At 63.8% G+C, this 18,601-nt stretch carries 20 protein-coding genes, 1 tRNA gene and 1 pseudogene; 11 read left to right on the forward strand and 11 right to left on the reverse strand.

The annotated features are described in order from the left end of the window. Positions 1-28: 28 nt before the first annotated feature. Positions 29-451: a MarR family winged helix-turn-helix transcriptional regulator gene (locus ACQP2U_RS09575; RefSeq protein ID WP_433714328.1), complete on the forward strand. Its 423-nt coding sequence runs from the start codon at positions 29-31 to the stop codon at positions 449-451. Positions 452-552: 101 nt separating this feature from the next. Continuing rightward, complete coding sequence (locus tag ACQP2U_RS09580; protein WP_433714329.1) at positions 553-1,227, forward strand: MBL fold metallo-hydrolase; 675 nt, start codon at positions 553-555, stop codon at positions 1,225-1,227. Positions 1,228-1,230: 3 nt separating this feature from the next. On the opposite strand, the gene ACQP2U_RS09585 is transcribed toward ACQP2U_RS09580, so the two are convergent. After that, complete coding sequence (locus ACQP2U_RS09585; RefSeq protein ID WP_433714330.1) at positions 1,231-2,100, reverse strand: NAD(P)-dependent oxidoreductase; 870 nt, start codon at positions 2,098-2,100, stop codon at positions 1,231-1,233. 177 nt (positions 2,101-2,277) lie between these two features. Here ACQP2U_RS09585 and ACQP2U_RS09590 point away from each other — a divergent pair, with 177 nt between their 5' ends. From ACQP2U_RS09590 to dnaG, 3 genes are read left to right on the forward strand one after another with little or no spacing between them, the layout of a single operon-like run. Beyond that, entirely contained in the window at positions 2,278-2,961 is a 684-nt protein-coding gene (locus ACQP2U_RS09590; RefSeq protein ID WP_433714331.1) for a YdcF family protein, read from the forward strand. A 6-nt stretch (positions 2,962-2,967) separates the two neighbouring features. Further along, a complete protein-coding gene (locus ACQP2U_RS09595; protein ID WP_433714332.1) occupies positions 2,968-4,209 on the forward strand; it encodes a deoxyguanosinetriphosphate triphosphohydrolase in 1,242 nt (413 codons plus the stop codon). A gap of 46 nt (positions 4,210-4,255) precedes the next feature. After that, positions 4,256-6,181 (forward strand): DNA primase, encoded by a 1,926-nt coding sequence (gene dnaG / locus ACQP2U_RS09600; protein ID WP_433714333.1) that lies wholly within the window; start codon positions 4,256-4,258, stop codon positions 6,179-6,181. 143 nt (positions 6,182-6,324) lie between these two features. Here dnaG and ACQP2U_RS09605 read toward each other — a convergent pair whose 3' ends face one another. Continuing rightward, on the reverse strand, positions 6,325-6,570 hold the full coding sequence (locus tag ACQP2U_RS09605) for a hypothetical protein (protein ID WP_063040910.1): 246 nt from the start codon (positions 6,568-6,570) through the stop codon (positions 6,325-6,327). A gap of 213 nt (positions 6,571-6,783) precedes the next feature. Between ACQP2U_RS09605 and ACQP2U_RS09610 the strand changes: the two genes are divergently transcribed. Then, positions 6,784-6,856 (forward strand) — tRNA-Asn (locus tag ACQP2U_RS09610). A gap of 123 nt (positions 6,857-6,979) precedes the next feature. Here the strand turns inward: ACQP2U_RS09610 and ACQP2U_RS09615 are convergent. Beyond that, positions 6,980-7,153, reverse strand: coding sequence for a hypothetical protein (locus ACQP2U_RS09615; protein WP_433714334.1), 174 nt, complete (start codon positions 7,151-7,153; stop codon positions 6,980-6,982). 454 nt (positions 7,154-7,607) lie between these two features. Then, complete coding sequence (locus ACQP2U_RS09620; protein WP_433714335.1) at positions 7,608-8,228, reverse strand: hypothetical protein; 621 nt, start codon at positions 8,226-8,228, stop codon at positions 7,608-7,610. Positions 8,229-8,397: 169 nt separating this feature from the next. Here ACQP2U_RS09620 and ACQP2U_RS09625 point away from each other — a divergent pair, with 169 nt between their 5' ends. Further along, on the forward strand, positions 8,398-8,571 hold the full coding sequence (locus ACQP2U_RS09625; protein WP_433714336.1) for a hypothetical protein: 174 nt from the start codon (positions 8,398-8,400) through the stop codon (positions 8,569-8,571). Positions 8,572-9,049: 478 nt separating this feature from the next. On the opposite strand, the gene ACQP2U_RS09630 is transcribed toward ACQP2U_RS09625, so the two are convergent. The 5 genes from ACQP2U_RS09630 to ACQP2U_RS09650 all read right to left on the reverse strand — a co-directional run bounded on the left by ACQP2U_RS09630 (position 9,050) and on the right by ACQP2U_RS09650 (position 13,518). Further along, on the reverse strand, positions 9,050-9,484 hold the full coding sequence (locus ACQP2U_RS09630; protein ID WP_433714337.1) for a YbaB/EbfC family nucleoid-associated protein: 435 nt from the start codon (positions 9,482-9,484) through the stop codon (positions 9,050-9,052). After that, positions 9,481-9,756 (reverse strand): hypothetical protein, encoded by a 276-nt coding sequence (locus ACQP2U_RS09635; protein WP_433714338.1) that lies wholly within the window; start codon positions 9,754-9,756, stop codon positions 9,481-9,483. The genes ACQP2U_RS09630 and ACQP2U_RS09635 overlap by 4 nt, the downstream gene beginning before the upstream one ends. A gap of 3 nt (positions 9,757-9,759) precedes the next feature. Next, positions 9,760-10,845 (reverse strand): hypothetical protein, encoded by a 1,086-nt coding sequence (locus ACQP2U_RS09640; protein WP_433714339.1) that lies wholly within the window; start codon positions 10,843-10,845, stop codon positions 9,760-9,762. Between the two features lie 36 nt (positions 10,846-10,881). Continuing rightward, positions 10,882-12,327: an ATP-binding protein gene (locus tag ACQP2U_RS09645; RefSeq protein WP_433714340.1), complete on the reverse strand. Its 1,446-nt coding sequence runs from the start codon at positions 12,325-12,327 to the stop codon at positions 10,882-10,884. 561 nt (positions 12,328-12,888) lie between these two features. Next, the gene (locus ACQP2U_RS09650) at positions 12,889-13,518 is read right to left on the reverse strand and encodes a TetR/AcrR family transcriptional regulator (RefSeq protein WP_433714341.1); all 630 of its coding nucleotides are present in this window, start codon (positions 13,516-13,518) and stop codon (positions 12,889-12,891) included. A gap of 214 nt (positions 13,519-13,732) precedes the next feature. On the opposite strand from ACQP2U_RS09650, the gene ACQP2U_RS09655 reads away from it, so the two are divergent. Continuing rightward, the gene (locus ACQP2U_RS09655) at positions 13,733-14,575 is read left to right on the forward strand and encodes an amidohydrolase family protein (protein ID WP_433714342.1); all 843 of its coding nucleotides are present in this window, start codon (positions 13,733-13,735) and stop codon (positions 14,573-14,575) included. Positions 14,576-14,867: 292 nt separating this feature from the next. Here the strand turns inward: ACQP2U_RS09655 and ACQP2U_RS09660 are convergent, their stop codons facing one another. Beyond that, on the reverse strand, positions 14,868-15,365 hold the full coding sequence (locus ACQP2U_RS09660; RefSeq protein WP_433714343.1) for a nitroreductase family deazaflavin-dependent oxidoreductase: 498 nt from the start codon (positions 15,363-15,365) through the stop codon (positions 14,868-14,870). Positions 15,366-15,696: 331 nt separating this feature from the next. On the opposite strand from ACQP2U_RS09660, the gene ACQP2U_RS09665 reads away from it, so the two are divergent. After that, positions 15,697-15,840 (forward strand): hypothetical protein, encoded by a 144-nt coding sequence (locus tag ACQP2U_RS09665; protein WP_433714344.1) that lies wholly within the window; start codon positions 15,697-15,699, stop codon positions 15,838-15,840. Positions 15,841-15,912: 72 nt separating this feature from the next. Further along, positions 15,913-16,563 carry an MspA family porin gene (locus ACQP2U_RS09670; RefSeq protein ID WP_433714345.1) on the forward strand — a complete coding sequence of 217 codons (651 nt, stop codon included), beginning with the start codon at positions 15,913-15,915 and terminating at the stop codon, positions 16,561-16,563. 245 nt (positions 16,564-16,808) lie between these two features. Here ACQP2U_RS09670 and ACQP2U_RS09675 read toward each other — a convergent pair. After that, a pseudogene (locus ACQP2U_RS09675) lies at positions 16,809-17,036 on the reverse strand (hypothetical protein); the annotation flags it as partial. 44 nt (positions 17,037-17,080) lie between these two features. Between ACQP2U_RS09675 and ACQP2U_RS09680 the strand changes: the two are divergent. Next, positions 17,081-17,704 carry a TetR/AcrR family transcriptional regulator gene (locus tag ACQP2U_RS09680; RefSeq protein WP_433714346.1) on the forward strand — a complete coding sequence of 208 codons (624 nt, stop codon included), beginning with the start codon at positions 17,081-17,083 and terminating at the stop codon, positions 17,702-17,704. Positions 17,705-18,601 lie beyond the last annotated feature (897 nt).

Here is an 18,601-nt window from a genome sequence, read left to right on the forward strand (position 1 = left end):
TTTGATAGTTCAGCTATCTTTGACACTTATGAAATTGCCTGCGGACCAGCGGCTCGGTCTGGACCTCAAGCGCGCCGAGCAGGAGCTGATGGCCGTCAAACACGAGGCGGTCAAACCGCTTACGGTGCCGCAGTACGCGGCGCTCTATGCGCTGTCGCAGAACCAGGGCATCTCCGCGGCCGCCCTCGCCCGCGAATGTCTGGTGACGCCGCAGGCGATGACGGTGGTCCTCAAGAATCTGCAGGAGCGCGGTTTCGTAGAGCGCACACCGCATCCCTGGCACCGCGGTGTGCTCGAAACCCGGCTCACCCCCGCGGGGCGTAAGGCCTTCACCAAGGCCGATGCGAAGGCCGCCGCGATCGAGCGCCGGGTGGCCGCCGCGTTCAGTGCGAAGGAGCGCGAACTGTTGCGAGATTTGTTGGCCCGGTTCACCGAGGCGCTGCGGGAATGAGCGGCAGTAGGTTCGTAGATGGGCCGAGTCCGGCCGCGGCGATTCTCAGAACCGGCCGCCTCGGCTGATCCGTGTTCATGGACGCGCTTTAGCATCGAGGTGTGATCACGATCGACCTGCCGTACACCGGTCACGTGTCCCCTGGATCGAATCCGCAACAGCGGGACGTCCCCGGTGCCCGCATTATCAAAATGTCCGTCGGTGGCATGGACAATAACTGCTACCTAGTGCAGTGCACCGCCACCGGCGCGGCACTGCTCATCGACGCGGCCAATGAGCCCGACCGCATTATCGAACTCGTCAACCAGGAGACGCCGGGACGCATCGCCCTGGTCGTCACCACCCATCAGCATCGGGACCATTGGTGGGCCTTGGAAAAGGTCGCCGCGGCCACCGGCGCACCGACTGCCGCGCATCCACTCGATGCCGAACCGCTGCCGGTGCGCCCCGACCGATTACTCGCCGACGGCGAGCTCATCGAGATCGGCGATCTGGCGTTCGAGGTTGTCCACCTGCGCGGACATACACCCGGTTCGGTTGCCCTCGCGTTGGTGGACGGCCCGGGCGTGCACCTGTTCACCGGCGACTCCCTTTTCCCGGGCGGAGTCGGCCGCACCACCAACCCGGAAGATTTCAACTCCCTCTACACCGATGTGACCACCAAGATCTTCGACCGCTATCCAGACGACGCGGTTGTCTATCCCGGTCACGGCGACGACACCACGCTCGGCGCCGAACGTCCGCACCTCGGCGAATGGCGCGAACGCGGCTGGTAGGTCTTATGCGGCGCGCGGGTTGAGACTTTCGAACATCCGCTCGCTGCTGTCCGCACCGTAGCCGTCGGCGACCTGGCGATCGACGAGGTTCTTGATCGCACCGATGATGTCCAGGTCCACGCCCGCATCGCGGCTCGCCGACACGATGGCATCCACGGCGGCCTTGGTGAAATCCAAGGGTTGGAACGGTTTCGAGTAATCGCCGGAGTCGATGGTGGCTCCGGCCCTCGGGAGCGATTCGGTCATCGCCGCGATCCAGCCCGACGCGCGTTGTCCGAACTGCTCTGCCGACATGCCGATCGTGCGAACCATGGCCGCCCCATGATAGAAGCCCGCGAACATGGCGTACATCCCGCCGAGCAGGGCGAAGTCGACCAGTGCGGCCTCTCCGGCGTCCGCACCGAAATACTCTGCGCTGCCCAGCTTTTCGAGAGTCGCGCGATGGTCCTCGAAGAGCTGACGGGAGCCGCTGTAGAGCACGGACGAACCGGGCTGTCCGATCATCGGCGGGACGGCCATAATGCCGCCGTCGAGGAAGTCGATGCCGTGGTCCGCGGCCCATTCGGCCAGCTCACGCGAGCCGCGCGGCTCGGTGCTGGTCAGGTTGACCAGCGCGCGACCGGCCAAGTTATCGGTCACCGGGTCCAGTACCTCGTGCACGGACCGATAGTCCAGTAGGCAGGCCACCACGAGATCGCTCGCCGTGATCGCTTCGGTCACACTTTGCGCCGACTTCGCCCCTGCCGCAACGAGTTCGGTGTCCCGGCCGGCACTGCGATTCCAGACCGTTGTCGGATATCCGGCGCGTACGAAGGCCGCGGCCAGTGCCTGTCCCATCGCGCCGAGCCCGAGGACCGTCACGGATGTCGTCATGTATCCACTCCTCAAAGTATCGAAATGCTGGTTCGGCGCCGGAATACATTCTCGATGGCCACTGCACTGTCGACAAGTACTGACTAATAAGTTCAGTACTTACCAAAATGTAAGTATCGGCCGATCGATATCCGCCGGTTACGTTCTCGTCGCGGGTGACCTGGCAAACTTGATGAGGTGAATTCGGCGACCCTGGTCTCGGCTACCGGATCCGACCCGTCCCGCGGCGTCGGAGGCGGGCTGGTGCGCTGGGCGCGACGGCTGGTGCTCGGCGCGATCTTGATGGGCGCGGTGCTGGTCGGCGGCACGGCATTCCGGGTCTGGCAGGTGGCGCGAATCGACGACTACACCAAGGCGGATGCGATCGTCGTCCTCGGTGCCGCGCAGTACTCCGGCACGCCGTCGACGGTGTTCGAGGCGCGACTGGATCAGGCGTACAAACTCTTCAAGGCCGGTGTCGCACCGGAGGTGATCACTGTCGGCGGTAAGCAAGAGGGTGATCTGTACACCGAGGCGGCCTCGGGCAAGAACTATCTGGAGGATCGCGGCATACCCGGCGACCGGATCATCGCGGTGGAAACGGGTTCGGATACTTTGCGCAGCATCGAGGCCGTCGCGACCGCCATGAGCGCCCACGATCTGTCCTCGGCGGTGCTGGTCAGCGATCCATGGCATTCGCTACGCACCAGAACGATGGCCCGCGACGCTGGTCTGGAGGCTTGGACCGCCCCGACCCGAACCGGCCCCGCCGTGTACACCAGAGAATCGCAGGCGCACGGAATCGCAAGGGAGACCGGCGCTTTGCTCTGGTATCAGCTCACGCACTTCTCGTCGGACTTCAAGTACTCAGCGGGACAGTGAGATTCGATGTATACCGAGCACGATCGCGAGCGCATGGTGGTGGAGGGAGCCAAGACCGCCGGACTGGGCCCGCCGCGCAGTGAATTCGAAACCGGCCACCGCACCGAATTCGCCCGCGACCGTGCCCGCGTACTGCACTCCGCGGCCCTGCGCAGACTCGCCGACAAAACCCAGGTGATGGGGCCGCGTGACGGTGACACCCCGCGCACGCGGCTCACCCATTCGATCGAAGTGGCCCAGATCGGACGCAGCATCGCCGACGGCATCGGCTGTGATCCGGATCTGGTCGACCTGGCCGGATTGGCGCACGATATCGGCCATCCGCCCTACGGCCACAATGGGGAGAAGGCGCTCGACCTCTTCGCCGACGCGTACGGCGGATTCGAGGGCAATGCGCAGAATCTGCGCATCCTCACCCGGCTGGAACCAAAGGTTCTGGATGCGGACGGCACGAGCGCGGGTTTGAATCTGACGCGCGCCGCCCTCGATGCCGCCATCAAATATCCTTGGGGCAGAACAGGTTCCGGCACCAAATTCGGTGCTTACGATATCGATCTGGATCGGCTGGAATGGGTGCGCAAGGATGCGCCTGACCGTCGCAAGAGCCTCGAATGCCAGATCATGGACTGGTCCGATGATGTCGCGTACTCGGTGCACGATGTGGAAGACGGCGTAATCGCGGGGCGCATCGAATTGCGGGCGCTCGCCGATCCGTCCGAACAAGCGGCACTAGCCGAACTCGGGCACGGCCAGCATCCGACACTCTCGGTGGACGACCTGATCGGTGCCGCCCAGCGGCTCTCGGAACTGCCCGTGGTGGCTGAAGCCGCCTGCTACGACGGCACCCTCGCCAGTTCAGTTGCGCTGAAGCGCCTCACCAGTGAACTGGTCGGCCGCTTCGCCACGGCCGCGATCATGGCCACGCGGGAAGTTGCCAGGGTAGGGCCGCTGTCCCGTTATGCCGCGGATCTAGAGGTTCCGCCGATCGTCGCCGCCGAGGTCGCGATGCTGAAAACCGTCGCCCTGCGCTACGTCATGTCCGATCTCGTGCACAAGCAGCGCCAAGCCGTGCAGCGCGAGCGGATTCAGGCCGTCGCGACCCATCTGCTGGCCACGGCACCGCACGGGCTCGATCCGCTGCTGCTCCCGTGGTGGCACGCCGCGACCGACGACACCGCCCGGGTCCGGGTAATCGTCGACCAGATCGCGTCCTACACCGAGAGTCGGCTGGAGCGAGTAGACGCGTGACCAGCCGCTGGGCGTGTCGAGGCCGGACTAGCCTAGACTGACCGCCGTGGCCGGACGACTCCCAGATCGCGATATCGCGGCAATACGCGAACGCGTCCGGATCGAGGATGTGGTGGGGGAGTACGTCGCGCTGAAGCGGGCGGGCGCGGACTCCATGAAGGGCCTGTGCCCATTCCACGATGAGAAGTCGCCGTCATTCCATGTGCGGCCCAACCACGGCCTGTACCATTGCTTCGGCTGCGGTGAGGGTGGTGACGTCTTCGCCTTCCTGCAGAAGGTCGAGCACACCGGTTTCGTCGAGGCGGTGGAGCAGCTCGCCGATCGGATCGGCTACCAGATCAACTACGAAGGCGGCGGCACCTCGGTGCAGCGTGACCGCGGCACCAGGGCCAGGTTGGTTGCCGCCAATGCCGCCGCGCACGAGTTCTACATGGCCAAATTGCGCGAGCCCGATGCCGAGGTGGCGCGCAAATTCTTGATCGATCGCAACTTCGACGGCAATGCCGCCCAGCAATTCGGCTGCGGCTATGCCCCGGCGGGCTGGGATACGCTCACGAAACACCTGCTGCGCAAGGGTTTCGACTTCAAGGAGCTCGAGGCGGCCGGGCTGTCGCGGCAGGGCCAGCGCGGCCCGATCGACCGCTTCCACCGGCGGCTGCTGTGGCCGATCCGCAATCTCGGCGGTGATGTCATCGGCTTCGGTGCGCGCAAGCTCTTCGACGACGACACCATGCCCGGCAAATATATCAATACGCCGGAAACCTTGCTGTACAAGAAGTCTCAGGTGCTCTTCGGCCTGGATCACGCCAAGCGCGAGATCGCCAAGGGCCACCAGGCGGTAGTGGTCGAGGGTTATACCGATGTGATGGCCATGCATCTGGCCGGGGTGAAAACCGCCGTCGCCTCCTGCGGCACCGCCTTCGGTGACGAGCATCTCGCCCTACTGCGCCGACTGCTCATGGACGACAACTTCTGGCGCGGCGAAATCATCTACACCTTCGACGGTGACGCGGCCGGACAAGCGGCAGCGCTGAAGGCCTTCGCAGGCGACCAGAAGTTGGCCGGACAGACCTATATCGCCATTGCCCCCGACGGCCAGGACCCGTGCGAACTGCGCCAGCGCTCCGGCGACGGCGCCGTGCGCGACCTGGTGGCCCGGCGAACCCCGTTGTACGAGTTCGTGATTCGCGGTCTGCTCGCCGACCACAACCTGGATACCGCAGAGGGACAGGTGGAGGCGCTGCGCCGTGCCGTGCCGGTGGTGGCGCAGATCAAGGACAATGCGCTGCGCAAGGCGTACGCGACCAAGCTGGCTGGCTGGGTCGGCTGGGACGATATCCAGACCGTCGTGCGGCGCGTCGGTGAGGAAGCCAAGCGCAATCGCAATGGTGGGCGTCCGAGCGTTCGTGGCGCGGTGGCGGGTGCACCGCAGCCCAGCGCGGTCGTCGCCGAACATCCCGCCGCTCGCCCCAACCCGAACGACCCGACGCTGCTGCCGCAACGGCAGGCGCTCGGTGCGGCACTGCAGTATCCGGCGCTGGCCGGTGCGGTTTTCGATTCGATCGAAGCCGAGGCATTTACCCATCCGGCATACGCGGCCGTTCGCGGCATGATCGTCGAGGCCGGTGGTACGGCATCCGGTCTCAGCGGCGCGGAATGGGTCAACGCGGTGTCGGACGGGACCGATGATCTGACCATGCGGGCGCTGGTGTCCGAGCTGTCGGGTGAGCAGATGCCGGTGAAGTCGGCCAATGACATTCCCCGGTTCGTCACCGGGGTGCTGGCTCGGGTTCAGGAAGCCTGGGTCGGCCGTCAGATCGCGGAGTTGAAGTCGAAGCTGCAGCGGGTGTCGTCGACCGAGCAGGCCGAGGCGTATTTGGCGCTGTTCGGTGATCTCGTGGCGCTGGAGCAGTACCGCAAGAGTTTGCTCACCCAGGCGATGGGCAATCACGACGATTTCGCAGCGGGCTGACCAGCTCTGGAGTCCGGGTAGCTCGTACCGCGCATGTCGCGGGAATAGCCACGCTGACGGCAGCCACTGCAGTTAGCGGTGCACCCGAGGACGACTAGGTGCACCACCTTCGACTGCTAACCGGCACATTTCTGGCTTCGAATTCAGCGGCGCAGCTGATCCTGCGGCACCAGAATCGTGGTCCGCTCATCCAGCGGCACCATCGGCTCCAACTTCGCCTGGGTGCTGAGCTTGTCCGACAGCTTCTGTCGCCCGAAGAGAACCAGCTTGCGAGTCACCGGACTCCCAGTGACCGCGCGGGTCGCCGCACTGATCTGTTCATAGCGACCCCGCCCGGCCTTCGTCCCGAGCACGTAACCGGCCGCAATGCCGATGATCAACCGCAGCATCTCGTAGAGCTCCTCCCAAAGTGCCTGTGCGCGGCTACCATCCTGCCCGACGCCGGGTACACCTGTCGATCCGGATCCACCCCCGCCGCGCGCCACTCCCAGACACGCCGAAGCGCCCGCATGTCTCCAGCTAGAGACGCGATTTGGGAAGGCGAGCGCCGATACGCTAGAGTTTCACCTCGGCCCGCCCAGTACGGACGAGCCAAAGGATAGTCCCCTATAGCTCAATTGGCAGAGCAGCCGACTGTTAATCGGCAGGTTTCTGGTTCGAGTCCAGATGGGGGAGCTTTGACCAGGGCGAACGTATCAGTTCGACCCTGGTTTTGTCCGTTTTGACCAATGAAATTAGCTGACAATCGTCGGAACCCTCGGCCGTTCGCCAACATCGAGTTCAGTTCCGCCGAAGGTTTCACACGACCAGATGATCGAAGAGGAACGCGCCGCTCGCGATCAGGGTTCCGAGTCCGACGCAGCGTTCGATCTGAGTGGAATCCGTCGGATTGAGGCCCCGCGGAACAGTGAGGCGATCTCGCCGGACGATGGCGACAACGATGAGTGAATCGGGAAGGATCGACGTATTCACCTTCGACATCCAAACCAACACCGGCCAGATCGTCCATCAACTCCCCTACACCGGTATCGGCCCCGTCCAATACAAAGACTCCGGCTACTTGCAGGTAGGCCAGATGTACTCGGGAGATGTGGTCTTCTCGGTGCCAGAGGGCCAAAGGATTATCCAGGTGATTGCTGTCGACAGTGGGATTGGTCGTAGCCCGTCCCAGAGTGGACGGTGCCGTGACGCTGGTGGCGATTTAGAATCTCGCCAATTGTCTAACGCTGGACTCCGAGCAATACAAGGACCGTCACGCTTATCGGGCACGGGATCGGACAGTTGAAGGAACACCGCGCCGTGGCAACCAGATACGACGAACTCGCTGTCCGCTACCAGGCCACCGTCCGCATCACTGCCATCAACCGATGGCTCCGACACCGGTGGGGCGGGTATGCGCCTGCCCTCACCCAATTTTGGCTAGTCATTAGGTGGCGACGTTGCTGAAGTCGAGCTTCACCACGGGGTATGGCTGTGTGGCGATTTGGGCGAGGAAGTCGTGCTTGCGTCCCCACCACTCGTTGATCTCGAACCGCATGATCGGATATCCGTAGGTGAGATGGCATCCGTCGGGAACGTACTGGTCGGTGTTCAGATCGCTGACCACGGCAACCGCACACAGTCCGGGAATGAGGTTCCAGGGCAGTCGGATTGACTTGTTTTCGATGTCGATGTGAATTGTGCTGACGAGTCCCTGCCGTCCGGTCAGCTCGAAACCGACTTTCACTTCGTCGCCGTGCGCGTGGGCGTTTCGATGGATCGTCAGGATGATGTCGGCGAGATCGGGTTGTTCACCCTCGCCCAGCGAGGACGTGATCGCCAGCGGGAACCGAGTGCCCTGGACGTTGAGGCCGCGCGCGCCCATCGGACCGAGGATGTCATAGTTGTCCCGGAGGAAGCTGGTGAACGCCATCCGATCGGTAGTCTTGCGGGTGGCCCATTTCTTCGCGGTGGCGTGAACGGCTGCGCAAGCGTGCATCATCGCGGGCTCGTCTTCGTGACGGTCCAGGCATTCCAGTGCGTAGCGGATCGATTTGCCTACGTTCATGCAGGTAGCGTACGCATTTTAGGATATTGTGCGTCAGCCGATTATTGACGAGCCCCGAACCTGGAGCCGGGCAAGGGCGCTTCCGCTGTATCTACATGCTTGGTGACTCTTGCGCGGCCGGTACTCGCGATCTGCGATTGCAGGTGCTGACGACGGTGAGGGCGGGCGCGTGGTGGAGATGCCGCCGGGGTGTGTAGATCATGTCGCCGAGGAGATTGTGACCTGGACCGGCATCCCGGGCCTCGAGGTCGTGGTGCTCGGCGATGACCGCGCCGCGATCGACCTTGCCCAGCGACGGGCAGATGGGTTGCGGGAGACCGAGCATTGGTTGCTCGGCCCGTGATGCTGGGAGAAGGAGCGAGCGCTGGCACCGGAGTCTCCGTTTGCCGCTCTGTTCAGGTAAACCAACCGGGCAAGCGGGCGGATCGCTGCCGTACGGACAGGCGGAGTTTGCGTGACTTGTCGGTGCTCGCTGGCATCATTCAAAGAAAATCCTGGGCGAATGTCCTGGCCTACCAATGTCATTCATGGGGAACACTATGCAACGTAACCAATACCCGGGATTCTGCTCCGAATGCCGAGGCGGTGTAGCGCGCGACGGCGGCGCCCTTTACGGTGCCGGTGCGAGCAACACGATCGTCTGCGACTCCTGCCTGTTTGACTACTACGGCGAGAGTAAGGGGTACTTGGCCCCGCTGGCGGGGCAGCGGAGCAGATTCGCAGACCTCGCCGCTCGGGCTGAGCAGGGTCGGCGCGGCTCTGCCCCAGATCAACCTCAGTAGCGATTGCACCGAGGTTTCGATTGTGTAGTTGCTGGTGAGTTAGGTCCGCCAGCCTTGTTGGTTCATGCGTTCGAAGTAGGCGTCGTCGGCGGCTTGTATCGCGGCTTCTGATTTCGGCTCACGCTGCTCGTCGAGGGTTTTCTGTTCGCCACTGCTCAGATGTTGGAGTTGGTCGCGGATCCGCGGGTCGGCTTTGTTGACCAGATGCTTGACCTTGGCTTTTGCGTCAGCTCGTGCCTTGCGGTGGCAGTCTCGCAGCACTGCAGCGAGTTGGCTGCCGGGTGAGTGCATAGCGCCTGGGGCGATCTGCAGGTCGGTGATGTCGCCGTCGGCGTCGACTTCGACGAGTACTCCTCGTGCTTCGCTGCGGCCGCGTACCACAGCGATCGCTGCGGCGAGTTGCTGGCTGTTGCTACGGATCTCGGCGAGTTCTCGTTGAAGTTGCCGCTCCCATTCCTGGATGTCTGTAGTCACGGTGAGCGCAGACCTTTCTCAGCGGGAACCGAGTAGACAACGTCGCCGGGTTCGATTCGAGACGACACCTCGGTGGAGAAGACGAGCGAGAACTTGCCCGGCGCGGGCTGGTGGAAGTCGAGCGCTTCCAGAACTCCCCGGTAGGTCGTTCCGTCTTTCTTGTGCAGCTCGACCTGTTGGCCCACTGTGAAGTCTCCGACGGCCCGGCCGACGACGAACGGGTTCGGTCGGAAACTGACCGGGAAGATGTCTTCAACATAGAATTCGCTCACTGCTCATTCTCCTTTCTTCCCAGCGAGATAGCGTTGCCAGAACGCTTCATCGGCGGCGTATGCCTCGTCTTCCAGCTCTCTGGTCACTCCTGTTCCCACTCTGCCTTGCGCGTACTGGTCGATGTGGACGCGCTCGTGCACCAAGTTCCGCAGCAATGTCTGTTCATCGGCAAATGCGCTGGGGACCAACGCGATATGTCCCGGGGCGGTGCTGGCGCTGGCCTCCATGTAGTCGAAGTAGCGCACATCATCGGCGGAGCTGGCTACGTCCACGCGGATGCCCGTGAGGTCGACACCGGCTCGGCGGGCGTATTCCTCGATGGTTTCTTGGGTCATCGGCAGATGGTTTCCGCTTTCGAGAACCTCCTGGTTCGTGCGCGGTCCCATCCGGGAGAACAGTTGCCCATCGGTTAAGACGGCGTCGCGTCGTGCGAACGGAGTCATTTTTATCTTGGCGGCGCTGACCCAGTTGCGGACTCGCTCGAACAACGGCTTGAGTCGTTCAGCAAGTGGTTTCACGACGTCGGTGACGAGCTTTGTCAGCTTCGTCGCGAGCTCGCCGATGAATGTCGTGATCCGGCGCGCGCGGATCGCGACACGTCCGGCCAAGGCCGCGTTGCCAACCCATTCGGACAGGGTTGCCGTGAACGGCGCCAGTGCGGCGAAAGCGACCTCGCCGGCAGCGGTTTCGATGGCGATTCCGCGTAGTTCCTCCAGGACCTTGTGGTGCGCCTCGTCGAGGTGGTGGGCGTACTCACCGCAGGCATCGCCGAGTGTCTGGCATGCATCGGCCAACGCGGTGAAATCCGTTTGCCGGGTCTGGCAGGTGCTGGCGGCGATCTCGATCTCGGGTGACTGTTGATTGTTGAGGAGCTCGACCGCCTGCGGGGCTAGACCGGCGACGGTGCGGTAGTCGGCCGCCGCAGTGTGCCAGGCAATCTTGGCGGCGTTCGATTGGTCTTGATGACCGTTGGGCCAGGCGAACCCGACGGCGTCCTTGATGATGGACCATCCGAACGGTTCAGGGATTCCGTCCCCAGCTGCTGAAGGGGCGTCTTCTGGGTAGCATCCAAAACGGCTGTGCCGCAACGAGCGCGACTTCTTCGAGCGGGGTTCGGACCTTCCTCAATTCCATGCAGAGAGCACGTCAGAGGCATTCCACACCAGGTCGACGGTGTCTGCAAGAGTCGGCTCGATATCGGCCAGGGACACTACGACCAATGCCGTTTCGTGCGGGATGCAGCCTGGAACGCTGGCGACGCCGCGAGTGAGTTCGGCTAGATCGTGGCGGTCGAACGGGGTGCCGAGCCATTTGATCGATCCGGCGAAGATCACCCGATTGGCGACGGGGGAGCGGTCGGCGCCGATGAGGCCTATCTCGGGATTGAATGCGCGATTCCACCAGCCGCCGACCGCAGTGACGTCTTTCCAGGGCAGCGCTCCAGCGAGCGCGGTCAGTTCGAGTGCATCTCGCACGAGCGGTTCGACAGCTTTGCCGCGCCACGAGGTCCAGCGCAAAGTGAACAACTCATAGGCCGCGTCGCCTCGCCCCCGCCGAACCAGGTCCTGAACCGAGCGCAGGGCCGCGAGGTAGAGCCGCAGGTTGCTGTCAGCGACCCGGTATAGAGTTGGTTTGCCAGGTTTGACCGACAGTGGCTGGTCTGCGGACAATACCTGCTTGTCCGCCGAAAGTCGGTGCAGTAGAGGCGATAACGAGCCGGAAGGCAACGCTCCCGCGCGGCTGCCCGCTGCCGCCGCGATGGTGGCGTGGGTGCGTTCCCCGCTGCCGATCGCTTCGAGTACGCGTCGCGCTTGGTCGGGTGCGGGGAACTCGGCGAGGAGTGTGGATTCGGGCACTCCGAATAGCGGCGCGGCGGGGTCGCCGCATTCTCGTCGCACGAACCGGAGTGGCGACAGCCCATGCGGCCAGCTACGCAAGATGCCTGGCAGCCCGCCAGTGATCAAATGTGCGTCGATGCTCTCGGCTGCGTCGAGTCCGAGAGCGCGACCGACTTCGGCCGGGTTGAGCGGATCGAGGAGGAGGTTGTCGGCTCGCCCGTAGAACGGGCGGTCGTAGGCAGTGAGTCGCTCCATCATGTGGATGTCGCTGCCCAGGAGTAGCAGCAAGACCGGGCGTTGCTGGAGCAACCTGTCCCACGCAGTTTGTAGCGCGCCGTCGAAGACGGCGTCTTGTTCTGCCAGCCAAGGCAATTCGTCGATTACGACGATGGTCGGCATGTCCCCGAGTGCGCCCGCTAACAGTCGGAATGCGTCGGTCCAGCCGCCGCCGATGCTCTCGGGGAGGGTTTCGGGATCAGGCGCGATCCCCGATCTCTTCAACTCCGCCAGAAATATCGCGAGCGATTCGGAGACCGGCATTCCCTTGGTTGCGGTGAAGTAGAGATACGGCACTTGCGCCGCGTCGCAGAACTCCTGGACCAGCCGCGACTTTCCGACCTGCCGGCGCCCTCTGATCGCAACGGCGACGCCCCTGTGGGACTCCGCGACTCGGTCCAAGCGAGTCCGCAGGAGTTCCAGCTCGACACTCCGGCCGACGAATCCCGACGTCACTGTCACTCCTAATGTAGTCAAAATCTACATAGATGCAATCTACATAGATGCAATCTACATTGTGTGGAGTTGTGGGTGGCTGAATAGCTTCGAGTTCACGGGAACCACCTGGATCAGCCCACCCGTGACGCATTGAAGAATGCCATCTGCGACGCCTACACTCCGCTTTCCTATCACTGGTAGTGCGGAGATTGAACGCCTGCGCACGGAACTTGCTGCGCTGGTTCGCAATCCGGCTGAGGCCAATCCCCGCGCTGTGGACGAGTAGGAACTCGAGTCCGGATCATGACAAGCGGTAGTCGCTAGCCAGCCAGCGAGGCTCCTCGATAGTCGTTTGCTATGCCGATGTCAAACGCTAAACCTGTGGGGTGTTGAGAAACCGCAACACCGATGGGCGTCAACGCATGTGGGTATGCCGCGTCGGCGCGGCCTCGTGGGGACACCGGGCCCTCGCGGCGGGGTGCAGTTGAGTGGAGGTCGAGCTCCGGGCTCCTCGGAGCACTCGACCAACGACACGAAAAACGTGACACTTTAGTGGAATCAACCGGATTAAATGGGGAATCAGCCCGCCCAGTTCGCGGGTCGGGCTCCCGTGCAAAGGGGTGCCGCTGGAGGCAGGGGGTTTCCGCCGGTGGGTGCCAGGCCTTCGAACAGGAGGGTGAGGTAACGCCGCCACCCGTCGCTGCTGGGGTCCATGGTCCATAGCGTGTTGGTCAGCATGGCCATGATTCTGGGCAGGTCGTCGGGAACGAGGTCGGCGCGCAGCGTGCCTTCGTCCTGTGCGCGCCGGGCGAGCAGGACCAGCGAATCGAGGAACGGGGTGTAGGCCGCCGCATCCAGGATGCCGGCGTTGCGCGCGGCTGCCACGGTGTTGAATTCGCGTGCGACCAGGCTCATCGCGGCGTCCATCACGCTGAGGAGGCCGGCCAGCGGATCGTCTTCGGCGAGTGCTCGTTCGGTGGCGGGAGCGAGTTCTTCGGTGATGCTCTGGTCGATGGCTGCCCGCACCAGGTCCGACTTGCTGGGGAAGTGGTTGTAGAGCGTCCGGATCCGCACGTCGGCGCGGCGGGCGATCTCCTCTAGCGGCGCATCCGGGCCGAACTCGGCGAAGACCGCGCGCGCCATCCGCACGATGCGCTCGGCGTTGCGTACCGCGTCGGCGCGTACCCGGGGCGCGGTGTCGTTGTCCATCGCGCCATCGTAGCAACATGCAGTCATATGTAAGTTGTGTTACATTTTTGGCAATCGGCGAATTTGCATTCGACTGTAAAAAGTTGTGAGAGGCGGAGATCCGATGAAGGTGAGCGTCGAGGCCGACAAGTCGTCACCGATTCCGGCGCCAGTCGCGCGCAGATCCGAGTGAGGCTCCGGTCTCGCACCGCACCCCTCCATCAAGGAGAGCCCCATGATCGCCGTTGATGCCCAGGTTCATCCGTTCGCCGCCAACACACCCGAGCGTCCGTGGGCGCGCGAAATGCCGGAGGCGGTGCACCTACCCGAGGTCAACGGCGACCAGATGGTCGCGGCGATGAAAGAGGCCGGCGTCGACCGCGCCATCGCTGTCTCGCCGGTGCGTGTTTACGACTTCGACGCCGGCTACGCCGAAGAGGTCTACCGCGATCACCCGGACCGATTCCGGCTGGTCACCCCGGTTCACGCGCTGGCCCCGACCGCCGTGGCGCGCATCAAGCAGTGGGCGGAAACCCCTGGCGCCGTTGGCATCCGACTGCTGTTCGAGTTGATGCAGATGTCGCCTGACGACCCTGCCGTCGCTGCCGCCGTCCACGCGGCGATCGATGCCGATCTCACCATCAACATCTCGTGCTGGGGCCGGCTCGGGATCATGGACACGATGGTTAAGAAGTTCCCCGAGGCCCGTTTCGCCCTCGACCACCTCGGTATGGCGCAGAGCGTCGAGCCGTCCGCGCCCAAGGATCCGTTCGCCGAAATCGAGACGGTCCTCGCCTTGGCGAAGTACCGCAACGTCAATATCAAGGTGACTGGCGTGTGCACCGTGTCCCATGAGCCGTACCCCTACGAGGACCTCTGGGAGCCCATCGGCCGGGTAATCAGTGCCTTCGGCGTCGACCGGTGTATGTGGGGCACCGACTGGACTCGCGCCACCATGTTCCTCACCTACGAGCAGGGCCTCAGCGCGTTCCGCGACCACTGGCCCATGTCCGAGGCCGACAAGGAGAAGTTCCTCGGTGGGACCGCGCTGCGGGTCTACAACTGGGACCGGTACTGATCTCGGTTTAGCGCGCCGCCGGCGTCTGCGCAACAAGTCATGCGATGTTCGCGTAGCGCGCCACCAGGGCGGCTTGGACTCGGTCGGTGACTTCCAATGCCGTCAGGATGCGGCTGACTTGGGCCTTGCGCTCTCCCGCATGCTCAGGTGGTGGACGATGCGGAACACTCTCGGATGCCCGCATTTGCCGCGCTCGGCCTGTCCGCAGTAGTTGGCTGCGAGAGCTTGTGGATGCGGAAACTGAGATGCCGTGGCCTGGCTCGCGTGCTTCGCTCGCTGTCGTGCCGGACGATCAGTCGCCGGTGGTGCTGGGCCGCAGGATGACGACCGGAATTTCGCGTTCGGTCCATGCTTGGTAGGTGTCGAAGTCGGCGTAAGCGTCGACCAGCAGTGGCCAGAGGTGCGCGCGTTGCTGGGCGTCTGCCGTGCTGGCGTGCACTGCGTACCTGTTGCGGCCGATCTGGATGTGGGCCCCGGGGTCGGCGCGCAGATTGTGGTACCACTGCGGATGTTTGGGCAGCCCGCCCTGCGATGCGACGATGACCGTGTCGTCGCCATCGGTGATATAGAGCAGGGGTGTGGTGTAGGTGGTCCCGGATTTGCGCCCACGATGTTCGAGCAGCAGCGTCGGCACGGGTTTGCGGAACCCGGCACCGACCCGCCACTTTCCGCCGATGCGTCCGCCGGTGTGTTTGTAGACCCAAACTTGGGTTTTGCCAAGGTATTTGAAGATCTTGGGCAGCACGGGCGAGTCGAGTTGTTTCGGGCGTGGGGGCGGTGTGGCTGTCATGAGTAGACCATACATTTATGCATGTATGTATGGTCAACCATCATGCGCAGGGAAGGAATTGCCCGACTGGTCACTGTGACGGGCGGGCGTCGACTGGTACGGGTGTTGGTCCCGGCAGCTCTCGCGCTGCGTCCGTGGTCTCCGCTCCTTGCCAGTAGGGAACGATCAGCGCGGCGGTGATGGCGAGCACGCAGATGCCGCCGGAGACGGCGAATGATCGGCGTAGCCACCGATGGTGGGCAGTGGGCGCCGGTCATCGTGTTGGCCGCGAGGACCGCGGTGGCGACGGCGGTGCCGATCGACCCGGCCGACCGAACGAAGCGTCTGGTTGATGCTGTTGGCCGCGCTGGTCTGCTCCGGCGTTACCCCGCTGTTGAGCAACGTCGGCATCGCCCCCATGGCCAGGCCGAACTGCGTGCGTGCGGTCCTCGGTGCGGTCGGGGCCGCTCGGGCGCCGACGGTATCCAGAACCTAATGCTTGGTGTGCTAATCTCGCCGAGGAGACAAATTGCAGTTACATGCAAAATGCTGTTGCGCGAGGAGTTCGATGTTCTTCCGTGGTGCCGGTGCTGCTGCCGCCCTTACCCTCTGTGTCGCTGCAATTGCCGGTGCGGACACCGTTATTGCACTTCCCGGCGGCGAAATCACCAAGACCCTGTCCGACGGCACCGTCGTCACGGTCCGGTTGGTCGGCGAGTCGGCAGAGATCAACCCCTCGATGGGCTCGACCCCGGCACACCGCAACGCGTGGGTGTCCGGCAGTGCGCAAGTCGTCCTGTCGGGCTCGGGAAGTAGCGCGGGAGGCATTGTCTTTCCGGGCTATACCGTGGGATGCCAGGTCGATATCGCAGGCGGGGGCGCCAACGGTGGTGTCGAAGGTGGGCTCCGGAGTGACGGCCAAGAGGTGACGCCGCACGTCGGCGCGACCTCCGGCGCCAACCTGACCCTCGGACCTGGGCAAGCGAAGTCGTTCTACCTTATCGATCGGGAAAAGGCCGACGCCTTCGGAAACGAGTCCCACAAAATGTACAACCGCTTCTCGGGCACCAGTGGCTCGGTCACCTGGACCGACGAAACGCTCGGTCTGAGCGGCTGCGGTGGATACGCGCAAGCTCGCGCCTTCGTCAGCGTCGAAGTCAGGAGCGACACTGTCTCCTCGTGGATCACGTTGTGGGGGAAGCCTTTCAGCCTCGGCTAGCGCCGGAGTCGTTGGGCGATTGCGGCCGCTGCGCAGCGGTGCTTGCATGTCATCGAGGCAGCGGTCGGTCAGTTCGGCGATGCGGTCGCCGAGGGCACGCATGCGGGGCGGCGCGGAGAACGCGGGCACCAGCATCCGCCGCATCCGTTTGTGTTCCCGTTCTTCGCTTTCGAAGTCGCCGCTCGGGCCGCGCGATCGGGCTCAGCGCGACGGCGGCTTTTCAGTGGGCGGTAATTTCGGGCCGTTCAGTCCAGGGCGACGCCGAGTTCGGCGGCGAAGGTCTTGATCATGTGCTGGACGCCGATCTCGTTGCGGCCGATGAGCATGTGGTCGTGTTGGCTGACGCCCATGTTCATCAGAGGATCCCTGGTGCCACCCGGGTCGGTGTCGAGATTGCTGATCCGGTTGAACGGAAAGCCCATGCGATGGTGGCGATCGAAGGTGTCGTGCGTGGAGGTGTTGGTCACAGTGCTCGATAGGGTCGCCCGAGGGCAATCGTCCGATCAAAGGAGAGTCGATGCGCACGCACGGATGGTCGGGGACCGCCCCGGCCGATGACGCCGAGGCCATCGCGCGCATCCTTGCTGCCGCCCGGACTGCCATACAACGCTCCGGCGGGGAATTCACCATGGCCGAGATCGCGCGCGACCTCGGCGTCACCCGCCAGACTGTCTACCGGTACTTCGCCAACGCCGAAGCCCTTCTCGTCGCCACCGCCCTGGCCGAATCGGGACAGTTCCTCGACATTCTCGCCGCCCACCTCGGCCGGATCCCCGATCCGGCCGACGCTGTGGTCGAAGGCATCGCCTACACCCTCGAATGCCTCCCCGGGGACCGCTACCTCGGCCTGTTGCTCACCCCCGCCCGCTCCGGCACCTTCTCCGCAGGCGTCACCTCCGATACCGCGCTCGCTTTCGGTCGTTCCATCCTCGAGCGCTTTGCCGTCGACTGGGAACAGGCGGGCATCGACAGCGTCCGTCTCGATGAGCTTGTCGAACACATGCTTCGCATCGTCCAGTCCTTCGTCCTCGACCCCGGACGACCTCCGCGCCGCGGTGCCGAACTCCGCGCGTACCTCACCACTTGGGTCGCGCCGGCAGTGCGCAATCTCCAACCGGAGCATCAACGAGAACGGCCTTGACTGCTCATGCGCGAACAGTCCAGAACTGAATCCGATCGCCGATCGATGCGTTTCGATACGACACCGGCATCAGCGCGCGCTCGCCGCACCCACACGGTCGGAGGATCGGTCCGGACTGCCGCCAGCCCGGATCGCCTCCGGCGCGCTGGACCTGTTCTACGACGAGAACCGCCTGACATAGGCACCTGCGCACAACTCGCGATCGACGGTGCCTTCGACCGCTTCGACCTCGCCGCAGCGAAAGTGGGGATCTCCCAGCAATTCCGCGCCGCACAGACAGGCGCACTCGTGAATGGCTCGTGCCGAACCTCGACCATGGACAAAGACCTGCCCGCCAACATTTCGCCAGAGCTCGGGGGCGAATCCTCCGACGGACCGTGGGCTCCCGAGTCGCGGCGATGCTCTCGGCCGATGGCCGGGTGCTAGCTCACGCCACCGTTAACGCGAATCATACTGTCCCGCTGCCAATTACATCCCGCATATGTGTCGTACGGGGGCCTTCTCCAGTCGCACCGGCGGATTCGAGAACCACTGCGCATAGTCGAATTCGATCACCGACGCGCCTGCGGTCTTCTGCGGTGGAACCGATGGCGGCGGCGTGGAGTTCCAGGTCATTCGGCCGCAAGCTTGACGCCTTTTCGCCGCCAGCACTAAGGTTCTATCAATTATTAGATAAACACTATCAACTATTCGATAAGCGCCCGCTTCTCCTTCATGCTGGCGCCGCAGGACGCGATAACCCGACGATCAATTCAGGAAGCGAGTGGGAACAGCGGTGGATCCGCAAACATTGCAGGCGATCAATGCGATCGAGTCACACAAGCCGCGTTATTACCGCAGTTACGAGCCGCATCGGCAGGAGACGCTGGCAGACGATGCCCACGAAATCGACTCGCC

The organism is Nocardia sp. CA-084685, from assembly GCF_050955785.1.
GTDB lineage: Bacteria > Actinomycetota > Actinomycetes > Mycobacteriales > Mycobacteriaceae > Nocardia.